The following is a 23604-nucleotide window of genomic DNA, read 5'->3' on the forward strand; positions in this document are numbered from 1 at the left end:
GTCAGCGTCCTAGAAGCCGAGCGGGCCGGGGGCGGCCCCCGGTCCGCTGCCCGGCAGCCCGGGCAGGCCGCCCGCGAGCGGGCCGATCGTCTGGTCGGCGAGGGCGTCGGCCTTCGCCTTGGCGTCGCGGTAGGCGGCGACGATGTAGTCACCGATCTCCTCGAGGTTCTCCTCCAGCTCTTCGGGGTCGCCGACCGCGGCGGGCGTGATCGTCACCCCGGTGAGCTCGCCGGTGCCGCTGACCGTCACGGTGACCGCCCCACCGGCGACCGATCCCTCGACCGACGCGTCGGCGAGCCGGTTCTGGGCTGCCTGCAGGTCCTCCTGCATCTGCTGCGCCTGCTGGAGCAGGGCCCCGATGTCGAGGCCGCCGCCGCCGAGCGCGTCGAACGGGTTCTGGGTCATCGTGCTGCCCTCCGTGGGGTCGTCGTCATTGGTGGGGGATCTCCTCGATCACCTGGGCGCCGAGCTCACGGACGAGCAGGTCGGCACCTGCCTCGGCATCGACGTCGGCGTCGTCGCGGTCGACCGCCTCGTCGGGATCGTGGGCTGCCTCGGCCTCGGCCTGGATGTCCGCCATCCGTGGCCGGCGCGGCGCCGGCGGCTCGGGCTCGGGTCGCGGCGGAGCCGACTCCTGCGGAGCGGCCGGGGCCGTCGGCTGCGGGGACGCGGGGGGCGTGCCGGCACCGGGCTCGGCGCCCGGGTCGAGGATCGTCTCGACCCGCCACTCCGCACCGACGACCTCGCGGATCGCCTCCTGCAGGACGTCGGCGCTGCCACCCTCGAAGCTCCCCCGCGCCCCGGCGTTGTTGAAGCCGAGGGTCAGCGTCGTGCCGTCGAAGCCGACGACCTGGGAGTTCTGGGTGAGGTGGATCCAGGTCACCCGCCGCTTGCGCTGGGTCGCGGCGATGACGTCGGGCCACAGCCGCCGGACGTCGACCAGCGACAGGCTGCCGGCTGGGGCCGGGGCGGGTGCCGGAGCGGCCTCCGGCTCGGGAGGTACGGCGGCCGCGGGCGCCTCGAGCGGCTCGGTGGGCGTGGGCTCGGGCTCGGGCTCGTCGGCCACGGGCGGCTCGGGCTGCTGCTCGGGTTGCGGCTCGGCCACCGGCTCGGGTCGTACGGCGGCCGGGCGCGCCTCGGCAGGCTCGGCAGGCACGGGCGCCGCCGGGGCACTGGCCGGCGCCGCGGGGGCGGCGATCGCCATCCGGCGCTCGAGCCGGTCGAGCCGGGCGAGGACGCCGTCGGTGCCGTGGTCGGCGGCGGGCAGCAGCACCCGCGCACAGATCAGCTCGAGCAGGAGCCGAGGTGCGGTCGCACCCCGCATCTCGGTCAGCCCGGAGGCGACCAGGTCGGCGGCCCGGGTCAGCTCGGCCCGGCCGAACCGCGCCGCCTGCGCGACCAGCCGCTCACCCTGGTCGTCGGCGACGTCGATGAGGCCGGTGGCCGGCGCGTCCGGCACCGCGGACACGATGACCAGGTCGCGCAGCCGCCGCAGCAGGTCCTCGGTGAACCGCCGCGGGTCCTGCCCGGTCTCGATCACCCGGTCGACGACCCCGAACACGGACGCTCCGTCACCCGCCGCGAACGCGTCGACCACGTCGTCGAGCAGGGTGTCGGGGGTGTAGCCGAGCAGGCCGCTCGCCAGGTCGTAGGTCACGCCCGCCGGCCCGGCGCCGCCCAGCAGCTGGTCGAGCACGGAGAGCGTGTCGCGGGCCGACCCGGCGCCCGCACGGACGAGCAGGGGCAGGGCCGCCGGCTCGATGGTGACGCCCTCGAGCTCACAGAGCTCGGAGAGGTACGACGACAGCAGGCGCGGCGGGATCAGGCGGAACGGGTAGTGGTGCGTGCGCGACCGGATGGTGGGGATCACCTTGTCCGGCTCGGTCGTGGCGAAGATGAAACGCAGGTGCGGCGGCGGCTCCTCGACCAGCTTGAGCAGGGCGTTGAAGCCCTGCGTCGTGACCATGTGCGCCTCATCGATGATGTAGACCTTGTAGCGGCTCTTCACGGGCGCGAAGAACGCCTTCTCGCGCAGCTCGCGGGCGTCGTCGACGCCGCCGTGGGACGCCGCGTCGATCTCGATCACGTCGATCGAGCCCGGCCCGCCGCGCGCCAGGTCACGGCAGCTGTCGCACTCGCCGCACGGATCGGCCACCGGCGCCTGCTCGCAGTTGAGGGCACGGGCGAGGATCCGGGCGCTGGTGGTCTTGCCGCAGCCCCGCGGCCCGGAGAACAGGTAGGCGTGGTTGACCCGGTTGCCGGCGAGCGCGGCGCGGAGCGGCTCGGTCACGTGCTCCTGCCCGATGACCTCGGCGAAGGTCTCGGGCCGGTAGCGGCGATAGAGCGCGAGCGGGGAATCCACGCTTGAACACTAGACGGCCCTTCCGACGGCCGACAGGCGAGGCGGATGTTCACCGGACCTTTACCGCCCCTCACCGGTCCGCCACCGCTGCGGTCGCGTGACCTCGGTGCGGTAGGGGCCATGGCCGTCCACCGCCGCACCCTGCTGACCGGCGTCCCCGCGGGCGTGCTCGGGACCCAGCTCCTGACCCGAGCGCGGCCGTCGGACTGGCTCCGGGACTCGGCCCCGGGCCCGGAGCCCGACCGGATCGTGCTCAACCCGACGCCGACGCCCACCCGCTCGGTCACCGTCACCTGGCGCACCGACGTGACCACCCGCGACGGCGTCGCCGAATGGATCCCGGCCGACGGCGGCCGGGCCGGGCGCGTCCGCTCGAAGCAGACCCGGGTCTCGCTCCCCAGCGCCGGGATGGCCGCACCGGCCCGGCACCACACCGCGACCATGGACGGCCTCGACCCGGCGACGTCGTACCGCTTCCGCGTCGGCAGCGACACCACCGGCTGGTCGCCGTGGCGCCGGGTGCGGACCGCCGGCACCGGCACGGAGCCGTGGACCTTCCTCTACTTCGGCGACGCGCAGGTCAGCCTGGACGAGGTGTGGCCGGCGAACGTCGAGCGCGCCCTCGCGCGGTACCCCGGCGCGGCGCTCAGCCTCCACGCCGGCGACCTGATCAACGACGCCGACCAGGACGAGCAGTGGGCGCAGTGGTTCGCCGCGGCGGGCCGGCTGGCCAGCGAGAAGCTGGTCGTGGCCTCACCGGGCAACCACGAGTACCAGGGCGACGACCTCCTCCAGCAGTACCGCGCGCACTTCGGCATGCCGGACAACGGACCGCGGCTGCACCGCGAGGACGTGTGGTTCACCGACTACCAGGGCGTGCGGTTCATCTCGCTCAACGGCAACGCGCCGTTCGGCGGCGGCGACCAGGCGGCCTGGGTACGGCGCCTGCTCACGAACAACCCGATGCGCTGGTCGGTCGTGACCTTCCACCAGCCGATGTTCTCGGCGACGCCCGAGCGCGACAACGGGCGGCTCCGCAACCGGTGGCTGCCGGTCTTCGAGGAGTACGGCGTCGACCTGGTGCTGCAGGGCCACGACCACACCTACGCACGGGGCCATCTCGCGAGCGGCGAGGTCGGCGACGGCACGCACACCGGTCCGGTCTACGTCGTCAGCAACGCCGGCGGGAAGTACTACCCGCTCGACCGCGGCCGGCGGAACAACTGGACCGTGAACGGCGCGATCCGGGCCGTCGCCTACGAGGGCGTGACGACCTACCAGGCGATCCGCGTCCACGAGGACCGGCTGGTCTACCGGTCCCACGCCAGCTGGTTCCGCGACGACCCGAACCCCGACGGGCTGGCGCTGGACGAGGTGGTCGACGCGTTCACCGTCGAGCGACTGGCCGACGGACGCAAGCGCGTCGTGCCCTGGACCTAGAAAACGGCCGGCAGCGTGGCGCACGCGGGCGAAGCCCGCACGGTGCGACGCCCCTGGGCCGAGCGAAGCGATGGCCTGGGCGGTGTCGCACCGTGTGCGACACGCTCGGCCGATCGAAAACTGTAGGCCCCCCGCGCACCCGACAGAGCTCACTTACCCTTGCTGCCTTCCGGCCCTGGGGGAGTTGGGCGAGATGCCGCCGCACGGGGGGTTGCGCCAACTCTAGATCATCGCGACCAAGGCGATTTCATCGGCCGGTCACCCGCCCGGTAGCCTCCTCGGCGGAGGTATCGCCTAGTGGCCTATGGCGCTCGCTTGGAAAGCGGGTTGGGTTAATAGCCCTCGGGGGTTCGAATCCCCCTACCTCCGCCAGAGGCAGCTAGCTCGCGCTGGGCCGGCAGATACTGCCGACGCAGCGCGAGCTAGTGGCCGGCCCGCCCCGCGATCGCGGGGCGACAGGCCGGGCGGACAGATGCGGCGATGTTCGGATCGACCCGTCACCATGTCTCCATGACGATCCTCCTGTCCGACCCGCGGGTCGGCGCGATCCCGGTCCTCGAGTGTGGGGAGCCGCTGGTCGCGCTGGGCCCCGAGCTCGGGCCGGCACGGGCGCGGGTCCGGGTCGAGCTGGGGGCCCGGCTGGAGGCCGCCAACGCGTCTCTTCCCGACGGGATCCGGCTGCAGGTCGTGGAGGGGCACCGTTCCGAGGCGGTGCAGCGGCAGATCTTCGCGCAGTACGCCGACGAGGTGGCCGCGACGTACCCCGGCATCGGCCGGGCCGACGTCGAGCGGCTCGCGAGCCGGTTCGTCGCTCCGATCGACGTCGCACCCCACGTGGCGGCGGCCGCGGTCGACCTCACCCTCGTCGACGCGAACGGCGCCGAGCTCGACATGGGGACCCCGATCGACGCGACGCCCGAGGAGTCCGACGGGGCGTGCTACTTCGCGTCCCCCGACATCTCCACGTCGGCGCGGGCCAACCGCGTGATCCTCGCCGAGGCGCTCGAGGCGGCCGGCCTGGTCAACTACCCGACCGAGTGGTGGCACTGGTCGTACGGCGACCGCTACTGGGCGCTCGTCACCGGCGCCCCCAACGCGCACTACGGGCCGGTGGACGACCGCGAGGCGGTGGCATGACCCCCTCGCCCGCGGCCGTCGAGGCGGCCGGGTCCATCCCGACCCTCGTCATCGACACCACCGCCGTCACCGCCAACGTCCGGACCATCGGGTCCGCCACCGACGGCGAGGTGATGGCGGTCGTCAAGGCCGACGCCTTCGGCCACGGCACCGTGGCCGTCGCGAAGGCGTCGCTCGCCGGCGGCGCCACCCGGTTCGGCGTCACCACCCTCGCCGAGGCGCTCGACCTGCGGGCCGCCGGCTTCACCGAGCGGATCCTGAGCTGGCTCAACCCGCTCGACGCGGACTTCGCCGCGGCCGCAGCGCACGGGATCGAGGTCGCCGTACCGGGTCTGGCGCACCTCGCCGCCGTGCGCGCCGCCCCCGGCCTGCGGGTCCACCTCCAGCTCGACACCGGCATGGCCCGCGACGGCGCCAGCCCGGAGGAGTGGGTCGCGCTGTGCCGCGAGGCGCGTGCGGCCGAGGCCGCCGGCCTGCTGTCGGTCGTCGGCGTGATGGGCCACCTCCCCTGCGCCGACCGGCCCGGCCACCCCGCGAACGACGCCGGCCGGGCTCGCTTCGCGTGGGGTCTGCAGACCGCACATGACCTCGGGCTCAGGCCCGCGGACCACCACCTCGCCGCGACCGCCGCGACGCTCAGCGATCCCCTGAGCCATCACACGATGAGCCGGATCGGCGCCGGCCTGGTCGGGATCGACGAGTCGCACACGGCGCGGCTGCGGCCGGCGCTCACGCTGACGGCGCCGCTGGTGCAGGTGCGCGAGGTCGCCGCGGGCACGTCGGTCGGCTACGGCCACAGCTGGCAGGCACCGCGGGACACCCGGCTCGGCCTGCTCGCCCTGGGGTACGCCGACGGCCTCCCCCGGCTCGCCTCCAACCGCGCCGAGGTGCTGGTGGGTGGGCGCCGGCGCCCGGTCGTCGGGAGGATCTCGATGGACATGACCATCGTCGACCTCGGCGAGGCCGACGGTCCGGACGCGCCACGGGAGGGCGACCTGGCGACCGTCTTCGGGCCCGGCGACGCCGGTGAGCCGACTGCTGCCGAGTGGGCGGGCTGGGCCGAGACGCTCGAGCATGAGATCGTCACCGGGCTCGGCCCCCGCCTCCACCGCATCACGGTCGGCGAGCCGCCGGCCACTCCGAACCGACCGACCCTGACCCCGAAGACGATTGGGATCCGATGAACCCGCTACGCGTGGCCGTGATCGGCGGCGGCACCAGCTGCGAGCACGACGTCTCCCTCTCCTCGGCGGCGGCGGCCGGCGCGGCGCTCACCGAGGCCGGCCACGAGGTCGTGCCGCTGACGATCGACCGCGACGGCGGCTGGCTCGACCAGGGCGGGGAGGCCATCGGCCTGTCCGGCGCGGTCGCGGTGCTGCGCGACTGCCACGTCGCCGTACCCATGCTGCACGGGCCGGGCGGCGAGGACGGCACCCTGGCCGCGCTCTGCGACCTCGCGGACGTGCCCTACGTCGGTTCCGCCCTCGGCGCCGGTGCCATCGCGATGGACAAGTGGGTCACCAAGCTGGTCGCCGAGGCGATCGGCGTCCCCACCGCTCCGGGCACGTTGGTCACCCGCGCGACCGCCGACCAGGTGTCGTTCACGCACCCGGTTGTGGTGAAGCCGGTCGCGGCGGGCTCCAGCCACGGCGTCTCGATGGTCCGCGAGGCCTCCGAGCTCGCTCCGGCCCTGGACGCGGCCTTCGCCGTGGATGACCGGGTGCTCGTCGAGGACGTCGTCGAAGGACGTGAGATCGATCTCGCCGTCCTCGGCCGCCCCGACGGCAGCCGGACCGTCCCCCCGGCGCTCGAGATCGTGGTTCCGGAGTCCGGGATCTTCGACCTCGACAGCAAGTACGACGGGTCCGCGGTGTTCCGGATCCCCCCGCCGATGTCCGAGGCCGACCGGGAGGCACTGGAGCGGGCCGCGATCGCCGTGTACGACGCCGTCGGCTGCGCAGGCGTGGCCCGGGTCGACTTCTTCCTCACCGCGGACGGCCCGGTTCTCAACGAGGTCAACACGATCCCGGGCTTCACCGAGCACTCGCAGGTGCCCCGGATGTTCGCCGCGGCCGGGACGTCGTACCCCGAGCTTCTCGACATCATGGTCCGGGAGGCAACCTCGGACCGGTCCCCGGCGTCTACCTGAGGGTTGCCGTTCCATCACGGGCACAACCGGAGTTCGGTAACTGTCACAAGGTGTTCCGTCTTGGCAGTTACCATCACTGTGCCCGTGGACCGGCGCTCCCGCCGCCCACGACCCGGAGTTTGGGGGAAACTTGTTCATCCGTCGCGCCGCAGCCCTGCTGGCGATCCTGCTTCCGCTGACCCTGCTGCCCGCGTCCGCGATCGGCTACGAGCCACGCGGCGGCGCATCTTTCAACGTCCCGAACCCGTGGGGGTCGAGCGCCGAGAACACCCGGATCGTCCGGGCGGTCGAGGAGGCGTTCCGCAACGTCAGGCCGACCGCGAAGGACCCGCGGCCGGTGATCCTGCTCGCGGGCTACCTCTTCGACCGGAAGGCGAGTGCCGACGCTCTCATCGCCGCGTGCAAGCGTGGCGTCTCGGTGCGGGTGATCATCGACCGGGCCGTGGTGTCGAAGCCGCTCCGTCGCATCGTGACGGCGCTGAACGCCGACAACGTCCGCGACGGCAACAACGACGGCATCGCTGACAGCGACCCGCGCGCCGGCCGGTGCAACGGCCCGCTGCCGCCTTCCCACGGCGGCCTCCGCACGCGCGACGACAGCGGCATCCCGCTCATGACCGCGCGCCAGGTCAACGTGAGCCTTCGGGAGCCCACCGGCCGCGACGTGACGTGGGGCCGGGACGGCAGCTACGTCCTCCGGTGCTCCGGCAGCTGCCGGGGCGGCGAGGACGCCAACATGCACTCCAAGATCTACGCGATGTCGCACACCGGCTCGGCCAACAACGTCGTCATGACCTCGTCGAGCAACCTCAACGCGGGCGGTGCCAACTCGGGCTGGAACGACCTCATCGTGATGAAGAGCCGCCCGAAGACCTTCCAGTTCTTCGTCCGCATCCACCGGCTGATGACCGCGCAGAAGCGGGCCGGGCGCAAGCTGGTCGAGTTCAAGGACGGGCCGTACACCACCCGGATCTTCCCCATGATCGGCGTCGGCGAGCGACGCGACCCGCTGATGGTCGACCTGCGCAAGGTGAAGTGCTCGAGCGCGTTCGGACCGACCACGATCCACATCCAGCAGTTCTGGTGGAACGGTCACCGCGGCAACTACATCTGGGACAAGATCCGGAGCCTCGCCCTCAACGGCTGCAAGGTGAAGATCATCTTCGGCGCCGTGGACAGCGGGCTGCTGAGCCGGATGAAGGACGCCCGGGCGTCCGGACTGATCGAGCTCTGGGACAGCCGGTGGGACACGGACCTGGACGGCTGCGTCAACACGCGCACCCACATGAAGGCTGTCGCGATCCGCGGGACCTACGGCACCAACCGGCGTTACGCCGGTGTCTGGACCGGCACGGCCAACTGGGCCACCGGATCCCTGACCCGGGGTGACGAGGTCACGCTCAACGTGAGGAGCGCGAGCGTCTGGCGGCAGTACGTCGACCGCTGGAACGTCGTGAAGCGGCACAGCAGGCTCCAGTGGACCCGCGGCGATCGGGATCCGACACTCCCTCCCTGCAACGACGACTGACTCACAGGCCCAGGTAGCGGGCGAGAAGGCTCGCGGCGACGGCTGTCGCCGCCAGGAGCACGCCGGCGATCACGGCCCGAAGCACGCGGGCCGGTTCGTCGTACGGCGAGCCGCTGAGCAGCGCCGCGACGACACGGCGTCGGTGGAACGCCGCTGCCTCGAGCAGCTCCTTGTTGGTCGCCACCGGCCTATCCCCCGGTGATGCGGGCGAGGCCGTGGGTGGCGACCAGGAGCAGCGGCGCGAGCGCGACCAGCGCGAGGGTCTCGACCAGGTCGATCGCCCGCGCCCGCAGGATCGCGGGAACAGGGGGCAGCCGGGTGACCCCGCAGGTCACCAGGCCGGCGAGGACGAGCGTCCCGGCGAGGACGGGGCGGGCGTCCGGGTGGCGCAGCAGCACCGCCACGACGATCACCAGGAGCCCTGCCAGGCCGCCGGCCGCGTCGACCAGGACCTGGGTGAGCGAGCGGTGCCGCGGCGCGCGCAGGAGCAGCACGAGGCAGCAGTCGACGGCGAGCGCGGCGCCCGCCGTGCCGTCGGCGACGACCGGCACGGTCACCACCGCCACGAGCCCGACCACCACCGATCCGACCAGGAGCAGCCTGGTCGACCGAACGACCAGCGCCTCGACCCGATCGGGGTCGGCGGGCGTCCCATCGGCGCGACCGACGCCGACGGCGACGGCCAGGGCAGGCAACGCGTTGCCGGCGAGGACGGCGAGGACGAGGACGACCGACCAGCCGGTCGTCACCCGGGGGACGAGGTCCCACGCGAGGGCGCCGAGCCCGACGGCGAGGCCCAGCAGGCCGGTCGCACACGTCGTACGGCGGGTGTCGGCCGGCCGCCACGGGCGCACCCGCGCGACCGCCTCGGCCGTGGCTTCGGCAAGGTCGTCGTGGACGGCCGGCTGCCCTTCGTCGGCCCTGGCCGCCACGGCGAGCAGGGCGCCGTCGTCGACGCCCTGCTCGCGCAGCCCCTGGTCGGGTCGGAGCCTCCGACCTTGGGCGTGCAACCGGTAGCCCGCGTAGACCGCTGCGGGGTCGAGCAACCCCACCGCCCGGGCGAGGTCGGGCACCAGCTCGGCCACCGCGACACCACCCGGCACGGCCAGGTCGCTGCGTCGTCCCCCGGCGACGGCAGTGACCCGGAGCAGCCGTTCGGACACCGGTCGGCTCCTCAGACGTCGAAGCGGGCGGCGCCGCGCCGGTCGACCGCCTGGTACTCGGCGTTCGAGTGGTAGACCGTGCGGTGGCTCTCGTCGAGCAGGTCGCGCATCTCCTTGATGGCACGGTCCCACTCCGCCTTCGCGTGGATGTAGGCCACCTGGGCGTGGCCGGCCCACTCGCTGCGCAGCGGCTCCAGCTCGGCCTCGAGCCGGTTCATCCGGTCGTCGATGTCCTTGACCGTCTGGTGCATGTCGGTGGCGGCTTGGTCGAGCGCGCCGTGCTGGACGCGCAGGCCGTCGAGGTTGACCATCTCTTGTCTCCTTCGGGTGGTGTCGGTGTCGTCGGGGTCGCTGGGGTCGGCGGCGTCAGCCGAGCCGGCCCTGCAGCTGGCGGTAGGTCGCACCGACCTCGTCGTCGGTGGCGGTGTTGTCCTGCTCGGTGGTGGTCAGGGCGCCGGCGAAGTCGTCGAGGGCGGTGACGATGGTCCGCTGCTTCTCGATCCACGCCTGGTGGAGGATGAAGAACGCCTGCGCGCCCCGGCCGCCCCAGCGCCCCTGCACACCGGCGATCTGGCCGTCGAGACGGGCGCTGTAGGCGTTGAAGTCGGTCCGTGCTTCGGTCACGAGACCGGCAGCATGACTCAGGGTGCCGTCGCCCTGGCCGAACTCATCAGGCTTCGCCATGGTGGTGCTCCTTCTCGGTGTCACGTGCTGTGGCGGCGGCACCGATCGGTGCCGACGGACCCCGGTGTGCCCGCGTCGCCGACTGCCGCAAACCGGGGTACGGCGTTGTCCACAGGCTGCGGCCGGGGCGGTTCCGCGCGGCGACGCTCCGGGGTTGACTCCCCGGCATGACCCCACGCCCGGAGCTGCCGTCCGGCCGGATCCGTCTCGAGGAGCCGCCGCGACTGCCGACTGCCGAGGGGGCCGGAGGCGTGGCGGCGAGCGCCATCCCGATGCTCGGGAGCCTCGGGTCGGTCGTGCTGGTCGCCTCCCTCGGAGGCGGCAGCTCGGAGGTGCGGGTGGTCGCCGCCGGGCTGTTCCTGGTGACGACCGTCGCCTACCTCGGCTTCCAGCTCGACCGGCAGCGCGGACAGCGCCGGCGCCAGCTGACGGGCGCGCGGCGCGCCTACCTCCGGCACCTGGCGGGCGTGCGGGCCGCCGTACGGGAAGCCGCGGCGACGCAGCGGCAGGCGCTCGGCTGGCTGCACCCCGAGCCCGCGGCCCTCCCGTCGGTCGCCGCCGACGGCACCCGGGTCTGGGAGCGCGGCCCGGAGGACCCCGCCTTCCTCCACGTGAGGTACGGCGTCTGCGCCCAGTCGCTCTCCGTCGAGCTCGCGGCTCCCGCCGACCTGGACGCGGACGACGCCGACCCCGCCGCCGTGTCCGCCGTACGCCGGCTGCTGGACACCCACCCGGTGCAACCGGACCTGCCGGCCGCCGTCGACCTCCGCCGCTTCCACCGGATCGCCCTGGCGGGAGGGCCGGGCGCCGGCCGTGCCCTGGCCCGCTCCCTCGTCTGCTCGGCCGCGACGTTCCACTCCCCCGAGCACCTGACGGTGGCCGTCCTCGCGACCGACGACACTCTCGAGGAGTGGGAGTGGGTCAAGTGGCTGCCGCACGCCCAGGCCGCGCAACGGTCCGACGCGGTCGGTCCGGTCCGGCTGATCGGCTCGGCGGCCACGGCCCTCACGGACCTGCTGCCGACGACGGGCCACGTGCTGCTGGTCGTCGACGGACCCGCCTCCGCGCACGGCGTGGTGCCCCCCGACGGCCGCCCGGGGGTCACGGTGGTCGAGGTGGGTGCGCCCGACGAGCCGCCGGCGGCGGGCGAGCTGCGGCTCGAGCTCCTACCCGGCGAGGACTCGGAGCCGGGCGTGCCCGTGCGCGCCGTACGACTCCGGGCGGAGCCGGTGACTGCCCACGCCGACCGGTGCGACCCCGCGACCGCCGAGGCGGTGGCGCGCCGCCTGTTGCCACGGCAGGCCGCCACCTCAGCGCCCGATGCGGCGCCGGCGACGCCTGCCGGCCTGCCCGAGCTGCTCGGGGTCGACGGGATGACCGCCTTCGACCCCGGCTCGGGCTGGCGTCCGCGGCCGCCGAGGGACCGGCTCCGGGTGCCGGTCGGCACGGGCAGCGCCGGGGTCGTGCACCTCGACCTCAAGGAGTCGGCACAGGGCGGGATGGGTCCGCACGGGCTGGTCGTCGGCGCGACGGGCAGCGGGAAGTCGGAGTTCCTCCGCACCCTCGTGCTCGGCCTCGCGATGACCCACCCGCCCGACCAGCTCAACCTGGTGCTCGTCGACTTCAAGGGCGGGGCGACGTTCGCCGGGATGGCCGACCTGCCCCACGTGTCGGCAGTGATCACCAACCTCGCCGGCGAGCTCGCCCTCGTCGACCGGATGCACGACGCGCTCGCTGGCGAGATGGTGCGCCGGCAGGAGGCGCTCCGCAGCGCCGGCAACCTCTCATCGGTGCGCGACTACGAGCACGCGCGGACAGGTGGCGCCGACCTGCCGCCGGTGCCGTCCCTGCTGATCGTGGTCGACGAGTTCTCCGAGCTGCTCTCGACGAAGCCCGAGCTCACCGACCTGTTCGTCGCGATCGGCCGCCTCGGCCGATCGCTCGGCCTCCACCTGCTGCTCGCCTCGCAGCGGCTCGAGGAGGGCCGGCTCCGTGGCCTCGACGCCCACCTGTCCTACCGGGTCGGCCTGCGGACGTTCAGCGCGCAGGAGTCCCGCACCGTTCTCGGCGTGCCGGACGCCCACGCGCTGCCCTCGGTGCCCGGCCTGGGCTACCTCAAGCCGGACCCGACGACCCTGACCCGGTTCCAGGCGGCGTACGTCTCCGGGCCCTCTGGGCAGCCGGCCGTACGACGACGCGGGGCCCGCCGGGCGCCCCTGGTGCTGCCGTTCGTGGCCCGCGAGGTGCGGGCGCCGGTGACGGCGGGGCCGGCCGCGGGGCGGGCAGCAGTTGAGCCACCCGCCAGCGACCAGGCCTCGGTCCTCGAGCTCGCCGTGGCCCGGATGCGGGGCCACGGCCCGCCTGCGCACCAGATCTGGCTGCCGCCTCTCGACCGGCCCGAGCCTCTCGGCCGACTCCTCCCGGCGGCCCGCGGCCCGCTGCGGGTCCCGGTCGGCACCCTCGACCGACCGCGCGAGCAACGCCGCGACCCGCTGGTGCTCGACCTCACCGGTGCCGGCGGACACGTCGCCGTCGTCGGTGGACCGCGGAGCGGCAAGAGCACCCTGCTGCGCACGATCGTGGCGGCTGCAGCGCTGGCCGGCAGCCCGCGGGAGACGCAGTGGTACGTGCTCGACCTCGGTGGCGGCGGGTTCGGCGACCTCGCCGATCTCCCCCACGTGTCCGGCGTCGCGGGCAGGGCCGACCGCGACGTCGTACGACGGGTCGTGGCGGAGGTGCAGGGCATCGCGGACCGCCGTGAGGCCGGTGACACCGCCGACGGGCGCGGCGACGTCTTCCTCTGCGTCGACGGCTGGAGCGCGCTGCGCGCGGAGCACGACGACCTCGAGCCCGCGCTCCAGCAGCTGGCGCAGCGCGGGCTGGGCCTGGGCGTCCACCTGGTCGTGTCGAGCGCGCGGTGGTCGGACTTCAGGGCGGCTTTGCGCGACCAGCTCGGCACCCGCCTCGAGCTGCGGCTCGGCGACCCCGTCGACTCGGAGGTGGACCGCCGGACCGCGGCGACGGTGCCGACGGGCCGGCCGGGGCGGGGACTCGCGCCGGGCCCGCTGCACTTCCTGGCGGCGCTGCCGCCCCCACCCGAGCAGCTGATCGCGGCCGCGCGCGAAGCCTGGCCCGGCCTGGAGGCGCCGCCGGTGCGGCTGCTGCCAGCAACCGTCGGTCTCGCCGCCGTACGACGACAGGCCGGCCCCGACGCCCCCGGACTCCTGCTCGGGCTGGACGAGGCACAGCTGGCGCCGGTGGTGCTCGACACCGACGCCGAGCCGCACCTGCTGGTGTTCGGCGACGGGCGCTCGGGCAAGAGCGCGCTGCTGCGGACCTACCTGCACGAGGTCGCTCGCACCCGGACCGCCCGGCAGGCGCAGGTCGTGGTGGTCGACTACCGCCGGTCGCTGCTGGGCGAGGTTCCGGACGAGCGCCTGCTGCACTACCTGACCTCGGCCGACCAGGCCCGCCCGGCGCTGGACGAGCTGGCGTCGTACCTCCGCACCCGGCTCCCCGGCCCCGACGTCACGCCCGACCAGCTGCGGCGGCGGTCGTGGTGGACGGGCGCGGAGGTGTTCGTGGTCGTGGACGACTACGACCTGGTCGCGACGCCGCAGGGGTCGCCGGTTGCCACGCTGCAGCCGCTGCTCACGCAGGCGGGTGACGTCGGCCTCCACCTCGTCGTCGCCCGGCGCAGCGGCGGCGCCGCCCGAGCGCTCTACGAGCCGGTGATCCAGACGCTGCGCGACCTCGCGATGCCGGGCGTGCTGCTCAGTGGCAACCGGGAGGAGGGTCCGCTCATCGGCACCGTGCGACCGGCCCCCTCCGTGCCGGGGCGCGGGCAGCTGGTCACGCGGGATCGCGGGAGAGAGGTGTTCCAGGTGGCGTGGTCACCCGACTCGGCGACGCGATGAGCACGCCGAGCGCGGTCGTCACGGGCACCGCGAGCACCAGGCCGATCGACGTCACCAGGGTGCGCACGATCTCCTCGGCGAGCTGCTCGGTCGACCGCAGGTCGACGATGGAGCGGTCGTAGATGCTCAGCAGCATCAGCACCAGGAGCGCGGTGCCGACGTACGCGAAGACGATCGTGTAGATCGTCGAGGCGATGTGGTCGCGCCCGATCCGCATCGCGCCGGCGTACACCTCCAGCCGCGAGGCGCCCGGGGACGCCGCGCGCAGCTCCCAGACCGCCGAGGCCTGCGTGATGGTCACGTCGTTGAGCACGCCGAGCCCGGCGATCACCAGCGCGCAGCCCAGCAGGGAGGGGAAGTCGAGCCCGTTGCCGTAGGCGCGCAGCAGGCCGCCCGCATCGTCGGAGATCCCGGTCAGCCGTGCGTCGGCGACGGCGACCACCCCGAGGACACCGGTGATCGCGACGCCGACCAGGGTCCCGGCCAGCGCGGTGCTCGTGCGCAGGGACAGCCCGTGCGTCATGTACAGCACCACGAACATGATCGCCGAGGCGCCGGTCAGCGCCACGCCGACGCCCGAGGAGCCCTCGAGCAGCGCGGGCAGCAGGAACCACCAGACCACCGCGGCTCCGAAGGTCAGCCCGACCAGCGCGAAGAGCCCGCGCCAGCGGGCGATCGCCAGCACCACCACGAGGAAGAGAAGCACCAGCCAGAGCAAGGTGCCGTCGCGATCGGTGGCGAAATAGGAGTACGTCGGCGCGCCCCCCTCGCCGGGCACCTTCTGCAGCTCCACCGGGTCACCCGGGCTGAGGCCGGCGGCGAAGACCTCCGGCGGCACCTGGACGTCGACCCGGCGGTCGTCGACCTCGACGGACACCAGGCCGCACCCCTCGGGAGGCGCCTCCTGCACGGGGCACGGCTCGCCCACCTCGCGGACCTCGCCGGTCGGGAACGTGACGCCCTCGGCGGCGAACTGCGCGGACTCGACGTCGGACGCGTCGCCCGACGGCCACCACACGACCAGCCCCACGACGGTGGCGACCGCAGCCAGCCCCAGGCCCACCATTAGCGACGTCCGCGCCGGGCCGCCGACCTGCACCTGGTCGTCGATGTCCCCGGCCGCCCGGTGCGAGTGTCCGTGGCCCATGGCGGGTCAGCCTGCCATGTGTCACCAGCTGCTCTTGCGGACCCCCGGCAGCTCCCCCCGCAGTGCGTGCTCCCGGAACCGGATCCGGGACAGCCCGGCCTTCCGCAGGTAGCCCCGAGGACGACCGTCAACCTGGTCGCGGTTGCGCAAGCGCACCGGCGAGGAGTCACGCGGCAGCCGCGACAGCTCCCGTACGGCGTCCGCGAGCTCCTGCGAACCGGGCGCCGCGCGCCGGATCCGCTCCTTGAGCTCGGCCCGGCGCCCGGCGTACCTCTCGACGACGGCGCGGCGCTTGCGGTCGGCCGCGATCTTGCTCTGCTTAGCCATCAGCGCTCCTCGCGGAACTCGACGTGGCGCCGGACGCGCGGGTCGTACTTGCGCAGGACCATCCGGTCGGGGTCGTTGCGGCGGTTCTTCCGGGTGACGTAGGTGAACCCGGTCCCGGCCGTGGAGCGGAGCTTCACGATCGGGCGGACGTCACTGCCCTTCTTCGCCATCAGAGCCGCTCCCTCGCCGGCGGAGGTCGGCAACCACTGCCTCGATCCCGCGTTGGTCGACGGTCTTGATCCCGCGCGCGCTCACCCGGAGGGTCACGTGCCGCCCGAGGCTGGGCACCCAGTACCGCTTGCGTTGGACGTTGACGTCGAACCGACGCCTGGTCCGTCGATGGGAGTGGGAGACGTTGTTGCCGAACCCCGGTCCCGCTCCCGTGACCTGACACCGCTGTGACATCGGGCTTCCTCTCTGACATAGTTTGAGAACGATTCTCATTCTAATCGGAAGGATTGAACCATGGCGAAGCGGGAGGACGGACGATGAGGGTGCCGGTCGTGCTGATCTCGGGGGTCGACCCGGACGCGATGGCGGCGACGATGGTCGGGCTGCAGTTCGACCTGCCCGGCGCGGTCGCCGTACGCCACCACATCGACGTCGATCGCCAGGTGCTGACCCGGACGGTCAGCGACGTCACCGGCGTCGTCGAGCACCAGGAGACGGAGCTCGAGCACGCCTGCGTCAGCTGCGCCATCCGCGAGGACATCGTGCCGACGCTCGAGCGGCTGGCCCGGACCCGACGGTGGCACAGCATCGTTGCCCACCTGCCGGTCGGCGCCGAGGCGGCCCACCTGTGCAACGTGCTGACGTGGGACACCCGGCTGGCGCGGTTCCTGCGGGTGTCGGCCGTGGTCACCGCGGTCAGCGCCGCGCACCCGGTCCATGACCTCTTGGGCGATGACCTGCTCGCAGAGCGCGGGTGGCACTGCTCCCACGACGACCGCCGTGGCGTGGGCGAGGTCCTCGCGTCGATGATCGAGTACGCCGACGCGGTCGTCGTCGACGGCGAAGCGGACGCCGTCGCTGCCGGCCTCGTGCAGGCGCTGGCCCGCCCCGACGTGCCGGTCGTCGTCGGGAGCGCCGGCCTCACCAGCGCCGATCTTCTTGGCCGGCTGCACCAGCACGCGCACACCGAGGAGTGGACGAGTCCCGTTCGGACCGACGCGCTCCCGGACGTCCGGGTCGAGGGGATCTGGCGGGTCGACCTCCAGTCGATCCAGCCGTTCCACCCCGAACGACTCCTGGAGTCGCTGGACGCGATCGGCGGCGGCCCCTTCCGGACCCGTGGTTGCTTCTGGCTGCCCAGCCGACCCGGTCGGGCGCTGGAGTGGGACGGCGCCGGTGGCCAGCTCAGCATCGGCGACCACGCGCCCTGGGGCCGCCGCGCACCGTTCACCCGGATCGTCGTCACCGGCGTGGGCGCCGCACCCGCGAGCCTTCGCCCGGCCTTCGCCGAGATGCTGGTGCGACCCGGCGAGGACGGCAGTCGCGAGGCACCCGGGTGGCAGGTGACCGAGGACGGGTTCGAGCCATGGCTCGGCCCGATCCGGGAGGTGGCGTGATGGCGGTACCGAAGCGCCGTACCTCGCGGAGCAACACCCGCCACCGACGGGCCCAGTGGAAGGCCACGGCTCCCGACCTGGTGCCGGTGACCACCGAGGGCGTCCGGCACCGGGTGCCCCGCCGACTCGTGGCGGCCATCCTGGCCGGCCAGGTCGACCCGGCGACCGGTCGACCGGCGAAGCCCTGACCATCACGGACGAGGAGGAGACGACGATGAAGGTGCGCAACTCACTGCGCTCACTGAAGAACCAGCCGGGTGCGCAGGTGGTCCGCCGGCGCGGGCGGACCTACGTGATCAACAAGCAGAACCCACGGATGAAGGCCCGGCAGGGCTGAACCCGCTGCGCCGTGGCGCCCTGATCGGGAGGGCGCCACGGCGTCCGGACGTCACGCGGGGCAGAGCTCGACGAGATACCTGGAGAGCGCCGGGTCCTCGCCGTCGACGTGGTCCTCGAGGGCCTCGACCGCCGATCGGTCGAGGCTGAGCCCGAGCGAGCTGTAGATGCCCTCGAGCACGGTGTCTCGGTCTCGGTCGTTGTGGCGGACGGTGTCGGCGGTGCGGCGACCTCGTCCTCGCCGCGCGGCGGGTAGAGGAAGACCGCCGCCAGGACCAGGGCCATCGCGACGAGCAGAAGCTGAGTCTGCCGATCGGACCGGTGTCCGACGCTCACTCGTAGGGCCGCTTCGGCTGGTCGACGTACGTCACCTCATCCGCAGCAATCACCGGCGTGCCACCGGCATCGGTGCCGGTGCCCTCCACCCAGGTCCCGACCACGTCGACCCCCTGCTCCACCGGAGGCGCGTCGGCGCCCTGGACGCGGACCCGAAATGCCGCGGCGTCGGCCGCACAGCACGAGATGGCCAGGCGGGTCACGTACCACCCCCCGTCCTTGTCGGTGCTGACGAAGCCGGTGAGACGCACCGTCACGCCGGCGAGGGTCGCGCCGTCGTCGGTCGCTGCGCGCGCGAGGAAGTTCGCGACCGGGATCGCGTTCTCGCCGGTCTCGTCGAGCTCCACCCGGATCGGCTCGGAGTAGCGCCGGGCGTCGGCGTCGTTCGCGCGCCGATCGGCGACGTAGGCACCCAACGCGGGCGGCTGGACGACGAAGGCGATCACGACCGGCAGCAGCAGCAGCCACGCGACCGGCCCCGCCGGGTGGTCGTGATCGCTTACCGTGGTGACGGCAGCCGCGATGGCGAGCCCGAGCAGGAGCGCGCCGCTCACGACCAGAGGCCAGCGCATCCAGGCGTTGACGAAGTTGGCGTACTCGTCCGTGGCGCCCATCCGGAGAGACACGCCGCCGATAGCCGTGAGGATGACGGCCCGGGCCGTGCGGTTCACAGGATCACCCATCCGACGAGGCTGGCGACGCACGCGGCGACCACCAGGACGAGGGGCACGAACTGCTGGGTGAACTGGCGGCCGAACTGACCCATCTCCATCGCTGCGAGCTTGATGTCCATCGCGGGTCCGACCACCCGGAACACGAGCTTCGCGGTGTCGGAGAACGCGGTCAGGCTCGCGGCGACGAACGCGTCGGCCTCGGAGCAGAGCGCGATCACGAACGCGAAGGCCGTCAGCGCAACGACGGCGAGGACCGGTTGGCCGGCCACGGCCTCGACGATCCGGACCGGGAGCAGCACGTTGATCGCGGCAGCGACGATGGCGCCCAGCACGAGGAACGCGGCTGCGGGCAGGAAGTCGTGCCACGCCGCTGCGACGAAGCGCCGCCACGGCGTCGCACCCTCGTGGTGGCCCAGACGGTCTCGGATGTCGGGGAGGCGCAGCGCCGGGAACCGCGCCGCCGCCACCACGTAGATCCAGCCGATCACCATCGCCGTCAGCAGGGACGCGAGGAACCGCGCGCCGACCATGTCGACGCGGCCGGAGAAGGCGACCGCGGTGGACACCAGGACGGCAGGGTTGATGGCGGGCGCGGCGAGCATGAAGGTCAGCGCGACCGACGCGGGCAGGCCGCGGCGGGTCAGGCTGTTGGCGACGGGCACGACGGCGCACTCGCACGTCGGGAGCGCGATGCCGGCGATGCCGGCGACCGGTACGGCGAGCGCCGGCCGCCGGGGAAGCACGCGCGACACGAACCTCTCCGTCAGCAGCGCCGAGATCACGCCGGACAGGACCACTCCCAGCACCAGGAACGGGATCGACTGAACGACGATCGCCAGGAAGACCGTCGCCCACGTCTGGAAGACGGCGGCATCCAGCACCGGGGCCAGGACCCCCTGGAGCGGGTAGGCCGCGAGGAGCAGGCCGAGCATGATCCAGGGCTGCCAGCCGATGCCTTGATCGCGGCGCGCCTCGGTCGTCGTCTCCATGGTCACGTTGCCCTCCTCGGCGCTCGTCGGCGGCTCAGCGTCGCACCCCAGGGCCGGATGATCGACCGGGTCGGCCCTTCATCCCCAGCCGGGGTGAGGGAGGCCGTCGATCACTCAGCGACGAGGCGCCGGAACGCCGTGGCCGGCTTGAAAGCAGGCGCGACCGACGCCGCGATCTGGATCGCCTCACCTGTCTGCGGGTTCCTCCCGGCCCGCGCGGCGCGGTGGCGCCGCTCGAAGGTGCCGAAGCCGGCCAGGGCGACGGCGTCGCCGGCCGCGACGCCCTGCGCGATCCCGTCGAGGGTGGCGGTGACCGCTGCGGCGGCCTCCTGGGCGTTGAGCCCGGTCTGCTCGGCGACGCTCGCGATGAGTTCACTCCGGTTCATTCTGAACACTCCTCCACTGGTGGCACGGGCGGCTCGAACGCACGAAACTAGAAGCGAATGAGAACCATTGTCAATTTGGCCCGACGAGGGCATCCAACAAAGTAGAACGCGTTACAGTTTCTGCATGCCGACGGTGCCCGCTCCCCTCCAGCCCGCCTACGACGTCGTGGTGGTCGGCTCCGGCGGCGGCGCGATGACCGCGGCCGCGCTGGCGGCGAAGGCCGGCCTGTCGACGCTGGTGCTCGAGCGCACGGCGCTCGTCGGCGGGACGTCGGCGTACTCCGGCGGCGCCTGCTGGCTGCCCGGCAGCGCGGTCCAGCAGCGGGCCGGGCTGCCCGACTCGACCGAAGGCGCCCGCGCCTACCTCGCCGCCGTGCTCGACGACCCCGACCCCGAGCGGGTCGAGGCGTTCCTGCAGCACGCGCCCGAGCTGGTCGCCGCGCTCGAGGCGGACGAGCTGATGGAGCTCGAGTGGATCCCGTTCTCGGAGTACTACGACGCCCCCGGCCGGGTCCCGATGGGCCGCTCGATCCAGCCGACGTCGATCCGGCGCGACCAGCTGGACCCTGGCGTCATGGCCCTGCTGCGGCCGCCGGTCGAGCGCGACCGGGCCGGCGCCGCGGGCCGGTCGACACTGTCGGGCGGTCAGGCCCTCATCGGCCGGCTGGCGGCGATGGTGGTCCGGGACGGCGGCACCCTCGCGACCGAGCACCACGTCGTCGACGTACGGCGGGAAGCCGGCCGGGTGACCGCCGTCGTCGTGGACACGCCCACCGGCCCGGTGGAGGTCGGTGCGACGCGCGGCGTGATCGTCGGCGCCGGCGGCTACGAGGGCAGCCAGGAGCTGCGGGCCCTGCACGGGACACCGGGCAGCGCCGAGTGGACGATGGCGCCCCGCGGCACCAACACCGGCGACGTGATCGAGGCGTGCGCGAAGGCGGGCGCGGCGACCGACTACTCCGGCGAGGGCTGGTTCTGCCCCGGCCTCGCGCACCCCGACGGCAGCGGCACGTTCACCCTCGGCTTCCGCGGCGGGCTGATGGTCGACCAGACCGGGCGTCGCTACGGCAACGAGTGCCTGCCGTACGACCGGTTCGGCCGGATCATGGCTGAGGCCCCGGAGCGGATCCCGTCGTGGTTCGTCTTCGACAACCGCGAGGGTGGCCGGCTCCCCGCGATCGCGATGCCGGAGGGCGACCCGGCCGACCACCTCGCGGCGGGCACCTGGGTCACCGCGGACACCGTCGCGGACCTCGCGCGCGCGATCGACGTCGACCCCGCGGTGCTGACGGCGACCGTGGAGCGGTTCAACGGCTTCGCCGAGTCCGGTGTCGACGAGGACTTCGGCCGGGGCGAGGACGAGTACGACACCTTCTTCGCCGGCGGCACCGGCCCCAACAAGGCGCTCACGCCGATCGACCAGGCGCCGTACGTCGCCGCGCGTTTCGTGCTCTCCGACCTCGGCACCAAGGGCGGTCTCGTCACCGACGAGGCCGGGCGCGTGCAGGACGCCGCGACCGGTCGGCCGATCCCCGGGCTGTACGCGACCAGCAATTCGGTCGCGTCGGTCTTCGGGTCGCGCTACCCCGCGCCGGGTGCGCCGCTCGGAGCGGCGATGGTGTTCGCGTCGCTGGCCGTGCGCGACCTGCTGGCGGAGTAGCTACGGACCGCAGACGTCGTCGGGGTTCAGCCGCTCGAGGACGGTCGCGCAGATCTTGTCGAGGTCTCGCACCTGCTCGCGGCTGAGTCCGTCGAAGAACACGTCCTTGACCAGGGCGGCGTGGTCGGGGGCCGCGTCCCGGATCGCCGCCAGGCCCTCGTCGGTGAGCTCGACGAAGGCGCCGCGTCGGTCGTCGTGGCACTCGACGCGCGCGACCAGGCCGCGGGCGGCCATCCGGGTCAGGTGCTTGGAGAGCCGGCTCTTCTCCCACTGCAGCTTCACGCCGAGGTCGCGCATCCGCACGCTGCCGGGCTGGTCGTCCGTCAGCGCCACCAGCACGTCGTAGTCCTGGAGCGACAGCCCGCTCTTGGCCTGGAGCTCGCGACTGATCCGCGCGAACAGCTGGGCGTTGACGTCGAGCCAGGCGCGCCAGGTCTGCTGCTGTTCATCGTCGAGCCAGGGTTCGGTCACCGCACCATTCTAGCCAGTTTGGTTGACGCATCCACTTTCCGCGGAATGCGTGTGCCGTTCGCGTGACCGCGCGTGCGCGGTCACGACGGATTCACCCGGCGGCGAAACCCTCGGAGAACGTGATCGCCACCGAGTCGCCCCGCACCCTCCTGGTCGCCGTCCTCGTCCCGCTGGTCGTCGCCGCCGCGGCCCTCCACGCCAGCGGAGCCCAGCGAGGGTCCGACTCCGCTGCGGTCACCGTCGAAGAACGCGCGGCGGCCGGCTTCAGCCCACCCCGCCGCGCGATCCTCGCCTCCGACCCGCGGCACCGCCCGCACGCGATCGCGGGCGCACTCGCCAGGTACGTCGACGCGGTGCCGGCAGGCGAGTACATCAAGGTCGAGACCTACTTCCTCGGGTCGCGGATCACCTATCCCGCACTGGTGCGCGCGTTCCAGCGCGGGGTCCACGTCCAGGTGGTCCTCAACGGCTCGACCCGGCACCGCTACCCCCAGGGACCGCGCCTGGCCGACGTGCTCAACGCCGACCGCAGCGACCGGTCCTGGCTGGTGTTCACCGACCTGTCGGCACGCGGGCCCGAGGGGGTGACGTCGATCGACCACAACAAGGTGTGGCGCTTCTCCCAGGTCGGGGACCGCCGTTGGGTGACCGTCGTCGGCTCCTACAACAACACCGACTACTCCGACACCCACGCCTTCAGCATGATGTGGTCGCTCGCGCTGCGACCGGTGTACGACGCGCTCGAGCAGACGTTCCAGGAGAGCCGGCTCGACCGCCCGGCCGGCCCGAACCCGATGCGGGAGTTCCGCGGCGCCGGCTGGTCGGCGTACGTCCTTCCGTCGACGATCCAGAGCCCCGACCAGGACCCGGTGATGAAGGCGCTCCGCTCGATCCCGGCCCGGGCGGGGACCGTCGTGCGGATCGCGATGTTCACCATGTGGGACTCCCGCGGAGAGTGGATCGCGGACCGGCTCGCCGCGATGGCGCGGCAGGGTGCGCGGGTCACCTTCGTCGCGGGACCGCTCGTCGGCCGGCTCCCGCAGGACGCGCTACGACGGGCGGGAGTGCGGATCGAGGGCGGGTGCTGGCCCTCGGACGGCACGTACGTGCACGACAAGGCGATGAGCGCGTCGTACGACGCTCCCGGCGGCCGCCGGTTCTGGACCTGGATCGGCTCCGACAACTGGACCACGCACACCATGAACTCGGACCAGACGGTGGTCGGGATCGAGGGACGCGACGTCCATCGCCAGTACCTGCGCCACTTCGGCGTGCTCACCGACCGGACGGACGTCGACCCGGACCGGTGCGACCTGTTCGACGAGTAGCC

The 23604-nt window shown here is 73.3% G+C and carries 26 protein-coding genes, 1 tRNA gene and 1 other RNA gene; 12 read left to right on the top strand and 16 right to left on the bottom strand.

Annotation, left to right across the window (positions count from 1 at the left end; genetic code table 11):
- Positions 1–9 precede the first annotated feature (9 nt).
- A complete protein-coding gene (locus D0Z08_RS13210; RefSeq protein WP_118925709.1) occupies positions 10–405 on the bottom strand; it encodes a YbaB/EbfC family nucleoid-associated protein in 396 nt (131 codons plus the stop codon).
- Positions 406–430: 25 nt separating this feature from the next.
- A complete protein-coding gene (locus D0Z08_RS13215; RefSeq protein WP_118925710.1) occupies positions 431–2362 on the bottom strand; it encodes a DNA polymerase III subunit gamma and tau in 1932 nt (643 codons plus the stop codon).
- 120 nt (positions 2363–2482) lie between these two features.
- Here D0Z08_RS13215 and D0Z08_RS13220 point away from each other — a divergent pair, with 120 nt between their 5' ends.
- Positions 2483–3802, top strand: a complete 1320-nt coding sequence (locus D0Z08_RS13220) for a purple acid phosphatase family protein (RefSeq protein ID WP_182481285.1) — start codon at positions 2483–2485, stop codon at positions 3800–3802.
- Between the two features lie 122 nt (positions 3803–3924).
- Here the strand turns inward: D0Z08_RS13220 and ffs are convergent.
- Positions 3925–4015: signal recognition particle sRNA small type (gene ffs / locus D0Z08_RS13225), an RNA gene on the bottom strand.
- A gap of 70 nt (positions 4016–4085) precedes the next feature.
- On the opposite strand from ffs, the gene D0Z08_RS13230 reads away from it, so the two are divergent.
- The 5 genes from D0Z08_RS13230 to D0Z08_RS13250 all read left to right on the top strand — a co-directional run bounded on the left by D0Z08_RS13230 (position 4086) and on the right by D0Z08_RS13250 (position 8616).
- Positions 4086–4174: transfer RNA gene (locus D0Z08_RS13230), tRNA-Ser, on the top strand.
- Positions 4175–4312: 138 nt separating this feature from the next.
- Entirely contained in the window at positions 4313–4939 is a 627-nt protein-coding gene (locus D0Z08_RS13235; protein ID WP_118925781.1) for a M15 family metallopeptidase, read from the top strand.
- Positions 4936–6123, top strand: a complete 1188-nt coding sequence (gene alr / locus D0Z08_RS13240; RefSeq protein ID WP_118925712.1) for an alanine racemase — start codon at positions 4936–4938, stop codon at positions 6121–6123. Before D0Z08_RS13235 ends, alr begins: the two co-directional genes overlap by 4 nt.
- A complete protein-coding gene (locus D0Z08_RS13245; protein ID WP_118925713.1) occupies positions 6120–7088 on the top strand; it encodes a D-alanine--D-alanine ligase family protein in 969 nt (322 codons plus the stop codon). The genes alr and D0Z08_RS13245 overlap by 4 nt, the downstream gene beginning before the upstream one ends.
- Before the next feature lie 130 nt (positions 7089–7218).
- The gene (locus tag D0Z08_RS13250; RefSeq protein ID WP_182481286.1) at positions 7219–8616 is read left to right on the top strand and encodes a phospholipase D-like domain-containing protein; all 1398 of its coding nucleotides are present in this window, start codon (positions 7219–7221) and stop codon (positions 8614–8616) included.
- Between the two features lies 1 nt (position 8617).
- Here D0Z08_RS13250 and D0Z08_RS13255 read toward each other — a convergent pair whose 3' ends face one another.
- From D0Z08_RS13255 to D0Z08_RS13270, 4 genes are read right to left on the bottom strand one after another with little or no spacing between them, the layout of a single operon-like run.
- Positions 8618–8800: a hypothetical protein gene (locus D0Z08_RS13255; RefSeq protein ID WP_118925715.1), complete on the bottom strand. Its 183-nt coding sequence runs from the start codon at positions 8798–8800 to the stop codon at positions 8618–8620.
- A 4-nt stretch (positions 8801–8804) separates the two neighbouring features.
- A complete protein-coding gene (locus D0Z08_RS13260; RefSeq protein WP_245993928.1) occupies positions 8805–9779 on the bottom strand; it encodes an EsaB/YukD family protein in 975 nt (324 codons plus the stop codon).
- Positions 9780–9790: 11 nt separating this feature from the next.
- On the bottom strand, positions 9791–10090 hold the full coding sequence (locus D0Z08_RS13265) for a WXG100 family type VII secretion target (protein ID WP_118925716.1): 300 nt from the start codon (positions 10088–10090) through the stop codon (positions 9791–9793).
- A gap of 55 nt (positions 10091–10145) precedes the next feature.
- Positions 10146–10463 carry a WXG100 family type VII secretion target gene (locus D0Z08_RS13270; RefSeq protein ID WP_118925717.1) on the bottom strand — a complete coding sequence of 106 codons (318 nt, stop codon included), beginning with the start codon at positions 10461–10463 and terminating at the stop codon, positions 10146–10148.
- Positions 10464–10630: 167 nt separating this feature from the next.
- Here D0Z08_RS13270 and eccCa point away from each other — a divergent pair, with 167 nt between their 5' ends.
- A complete protein-coding gene (gene eccCa / locus D0Z08_RS13275; protein ID WP_118925718.1) occupies positions 10631–14380 on the top strand; it encodes a type VII secretion protein EccCa in 3750 nt (1249 codons plus the stop codon).
- Here the strand turns inward: eccCa and D0Z08_RS13280 are convergent.
- Genes D0Z08_RS13280 through rpmB form a run of 4 tightly spaced genes read right to left on the bottom strand, consistent with a single transcriptional unit; the run spans position 14316 to position 16259 of the window.
- The gene (locus D0Z08_RS13280) at positions 14316–15527 is read right to left on the bottom strand and encodes a YibE/F family protein (RefSeq protein ID WP_118925719.1); all 1212 of its coding nucleotides are present in this window, start codon (positions 15525–15527) and stop codon (positions 14316–14318) included. The genes eccCa and D0Z08_RS13280 overlap by 65 nt on opposite strands.
- A gap of 21 nt (positions 15528–15548) precedes the next feature.
- Entirely contained in the window at positions 15549–15854 is a 306-nt protein-coding gene (rpsN, locus tag D0Z08_RS13285) for a 30S ribosomal protein S14 (RefSeq protein ID WP_118925720.1), read from the bottom strand.
- On the bottom strand, positions 15854–16024 hold the full coding sequence (rpmG, locus tag D0Z08_RS13290) for a 50S ribosomal protein L33 (RefSeq protein ID WP_118925721.1): 171 nt from the start codon (positions 16022–16024) through the stop codon (positions 15854–15856). Before rpmG ends, rpsN begins: the two co-directional genes overlap by 1 nt.
- Positions 16005–16259: a 50S ribosomal protein L28 gene (gene rpmB, locus D0Z08_RS13295; protein WP_118925722.1), complete on the bottom strand. Its 255-nt coding sequence runs from the start codon at positions 16257–16259 to the stop codon at positions 16005–16007. Before rpmB ends, rpmG begins: the two co-directional genes overlap by 20 nt.
- Positions 16260–16342: 83 nt before the next feature.
- Between rpmB and D0Z08_RS13300 the strand changes: the two genes are divergently transcribed.
- The 3 genes from D0Z08_RS13300 to ykgO are packed head-to-tail and all read left to right on the top strand — an operon-like array spanning position 16343 to position 17759.
- Positions 16343–17422: a CobW family GTP-binding protein gene (locus D0Z08_RS13300; RefSeq protein WP_118925723.1), complete on the top strand. Its 1080-nt coding sequence runs from the start codon at positions 16343–16345 to the stop codon at positions 17420–17422.
- Complete coding sequence (gene rpmF / locus D0Z08_RS13305) at positions 17422–17610, top strand: 50S ribosomal protein L32 (RefSeq protein WP_118925724.1); 189 nt, start codon at positions 17422–17424, stop codon at positions 17608–17610. Before D0Z08_RS13300 ends, rpmF begins: the two co-directional genes overlap by 1 nt.
- Positions 17611–17636: 26 nt before the next feature.
- Positions 17637–17759 carry a type B 50S ribosomal protein L36 gene (ykgO, locus tag D0Z08_RS13310; RefSeq protein WP_118925725.1) on the top strand — a complete coding sequence of 41 codons (123 nt, stop codon included), beginning with the start codon at positions 17637–17639 and terminating at the stop codon, positions 17757–17759.
- Between the two features lie 51 nt (positions 17760–17810).
- Here the strand turns inward: ykgO and D0Z08_RS33400 are convergent, their stop codons facing one another.
- The 4 genes from D0Z08_RS33400 to D0Z08_RS13325 form a co-directional block, all read right to left on the bottom strand.
- Entirely contained in the window at positions 17811–17939 is a 129-nt protein-coding gene (locus tag D0Z08_RS33400) for a hypothetical protein (RefSeq protein ID WP_281271730.1), read from the bottom strand.
- Between the two features lie 151 nt (positions 17940–18090).
- Entirely contained in the window at positions 18091–18777 is a 687-nt protein-coding gene (locus tag D0Z08_RS13315; RefSeq protein WP_118925726.1) for a TIGR03943 family putative permease subunit, read from the bottom strand.
- A complete protein-coding gene (locus D0Z08_RS13320) occupies positions 18762–19757 on the bottom strand; it encodes a permease (protein ID WP_118925727.1) in 996 nt (331 codons plus the stop codon). Before D0Z08_RS13320 ends, D0Z08_RS13315 begins: the two co-directional genes overlap by 16 nt.
- Positions 19758–19867: 110 nt before the next feature.
- Positions 19868–20143, bottom strand: a complete 276-nt coding sequence (locus D0Z08_RS13325; RefSeq protein ID WP_118925728.1) for an HU family DNA-binding protein — start codon at positions 20141–20143, stop codon at positions 19868–19870.
- A gap of 124 nt (positions 20144–20267) precedes the next feature.
- On the opposite strand from D0Z08_RS13325, the gene D0Z08_RS13330 reads away from it, so the two are divergent.
- Positions 20268–21803, top strand: a complete 1536-nt coding sequence (locus D0Z08_RS13330) for an FAD-dependent oxidoreductase (RefSeq protein ID WP_118925729.1) — start codon at positions 20268–20270, stop codon at positions 21801–21803.
- Here the strand turns inward: D0Z08_RS13330 and D0Z08_RS13335 are convergent, their stop codons facing one another.
- Positions 21804–22274 (bottom strand): MarR family winged helix-turn-helix transcriptional regulator, encoded by a 471-nt coding sequence (locus D0Z08_RS13335; RefSeq protein WP_118925730.1) that lies wholly within the window; start codon positions 22272–22274, stop codon positions 21804–21806. It abuts the gene before it with no gap.
- A gap of 119 nt (positions 22275–22393) precedes the next feature.
- Here D0Z08_RS13335 and D0Z08_RS13340 point away from each other — a divergent pair, with 119 nt between their 5' ends.
- Entirely contained in the window at positions 22394–23602 is a 1209-nt protein-coding gene (locus D0Z08_RS13340) for a phospholipase D-like domain-containing protein (RefSeq protein WP_182481287.1), read from the top strand.
- Positions 23603–23604 lie beyond the last annotated feature (2 nt).

Origin of the sequence: Nocardioides immobilis (genome assembly GCF_003515065.1) — a bacterium.
In the GTDB taxonomy this organism is placed as follows: Bacteria; Actinomycetota; Actinomycetes; order Propionibacteriales; family Nocardioidaceae; genus Nocardioides; species Nocardioides immobilis.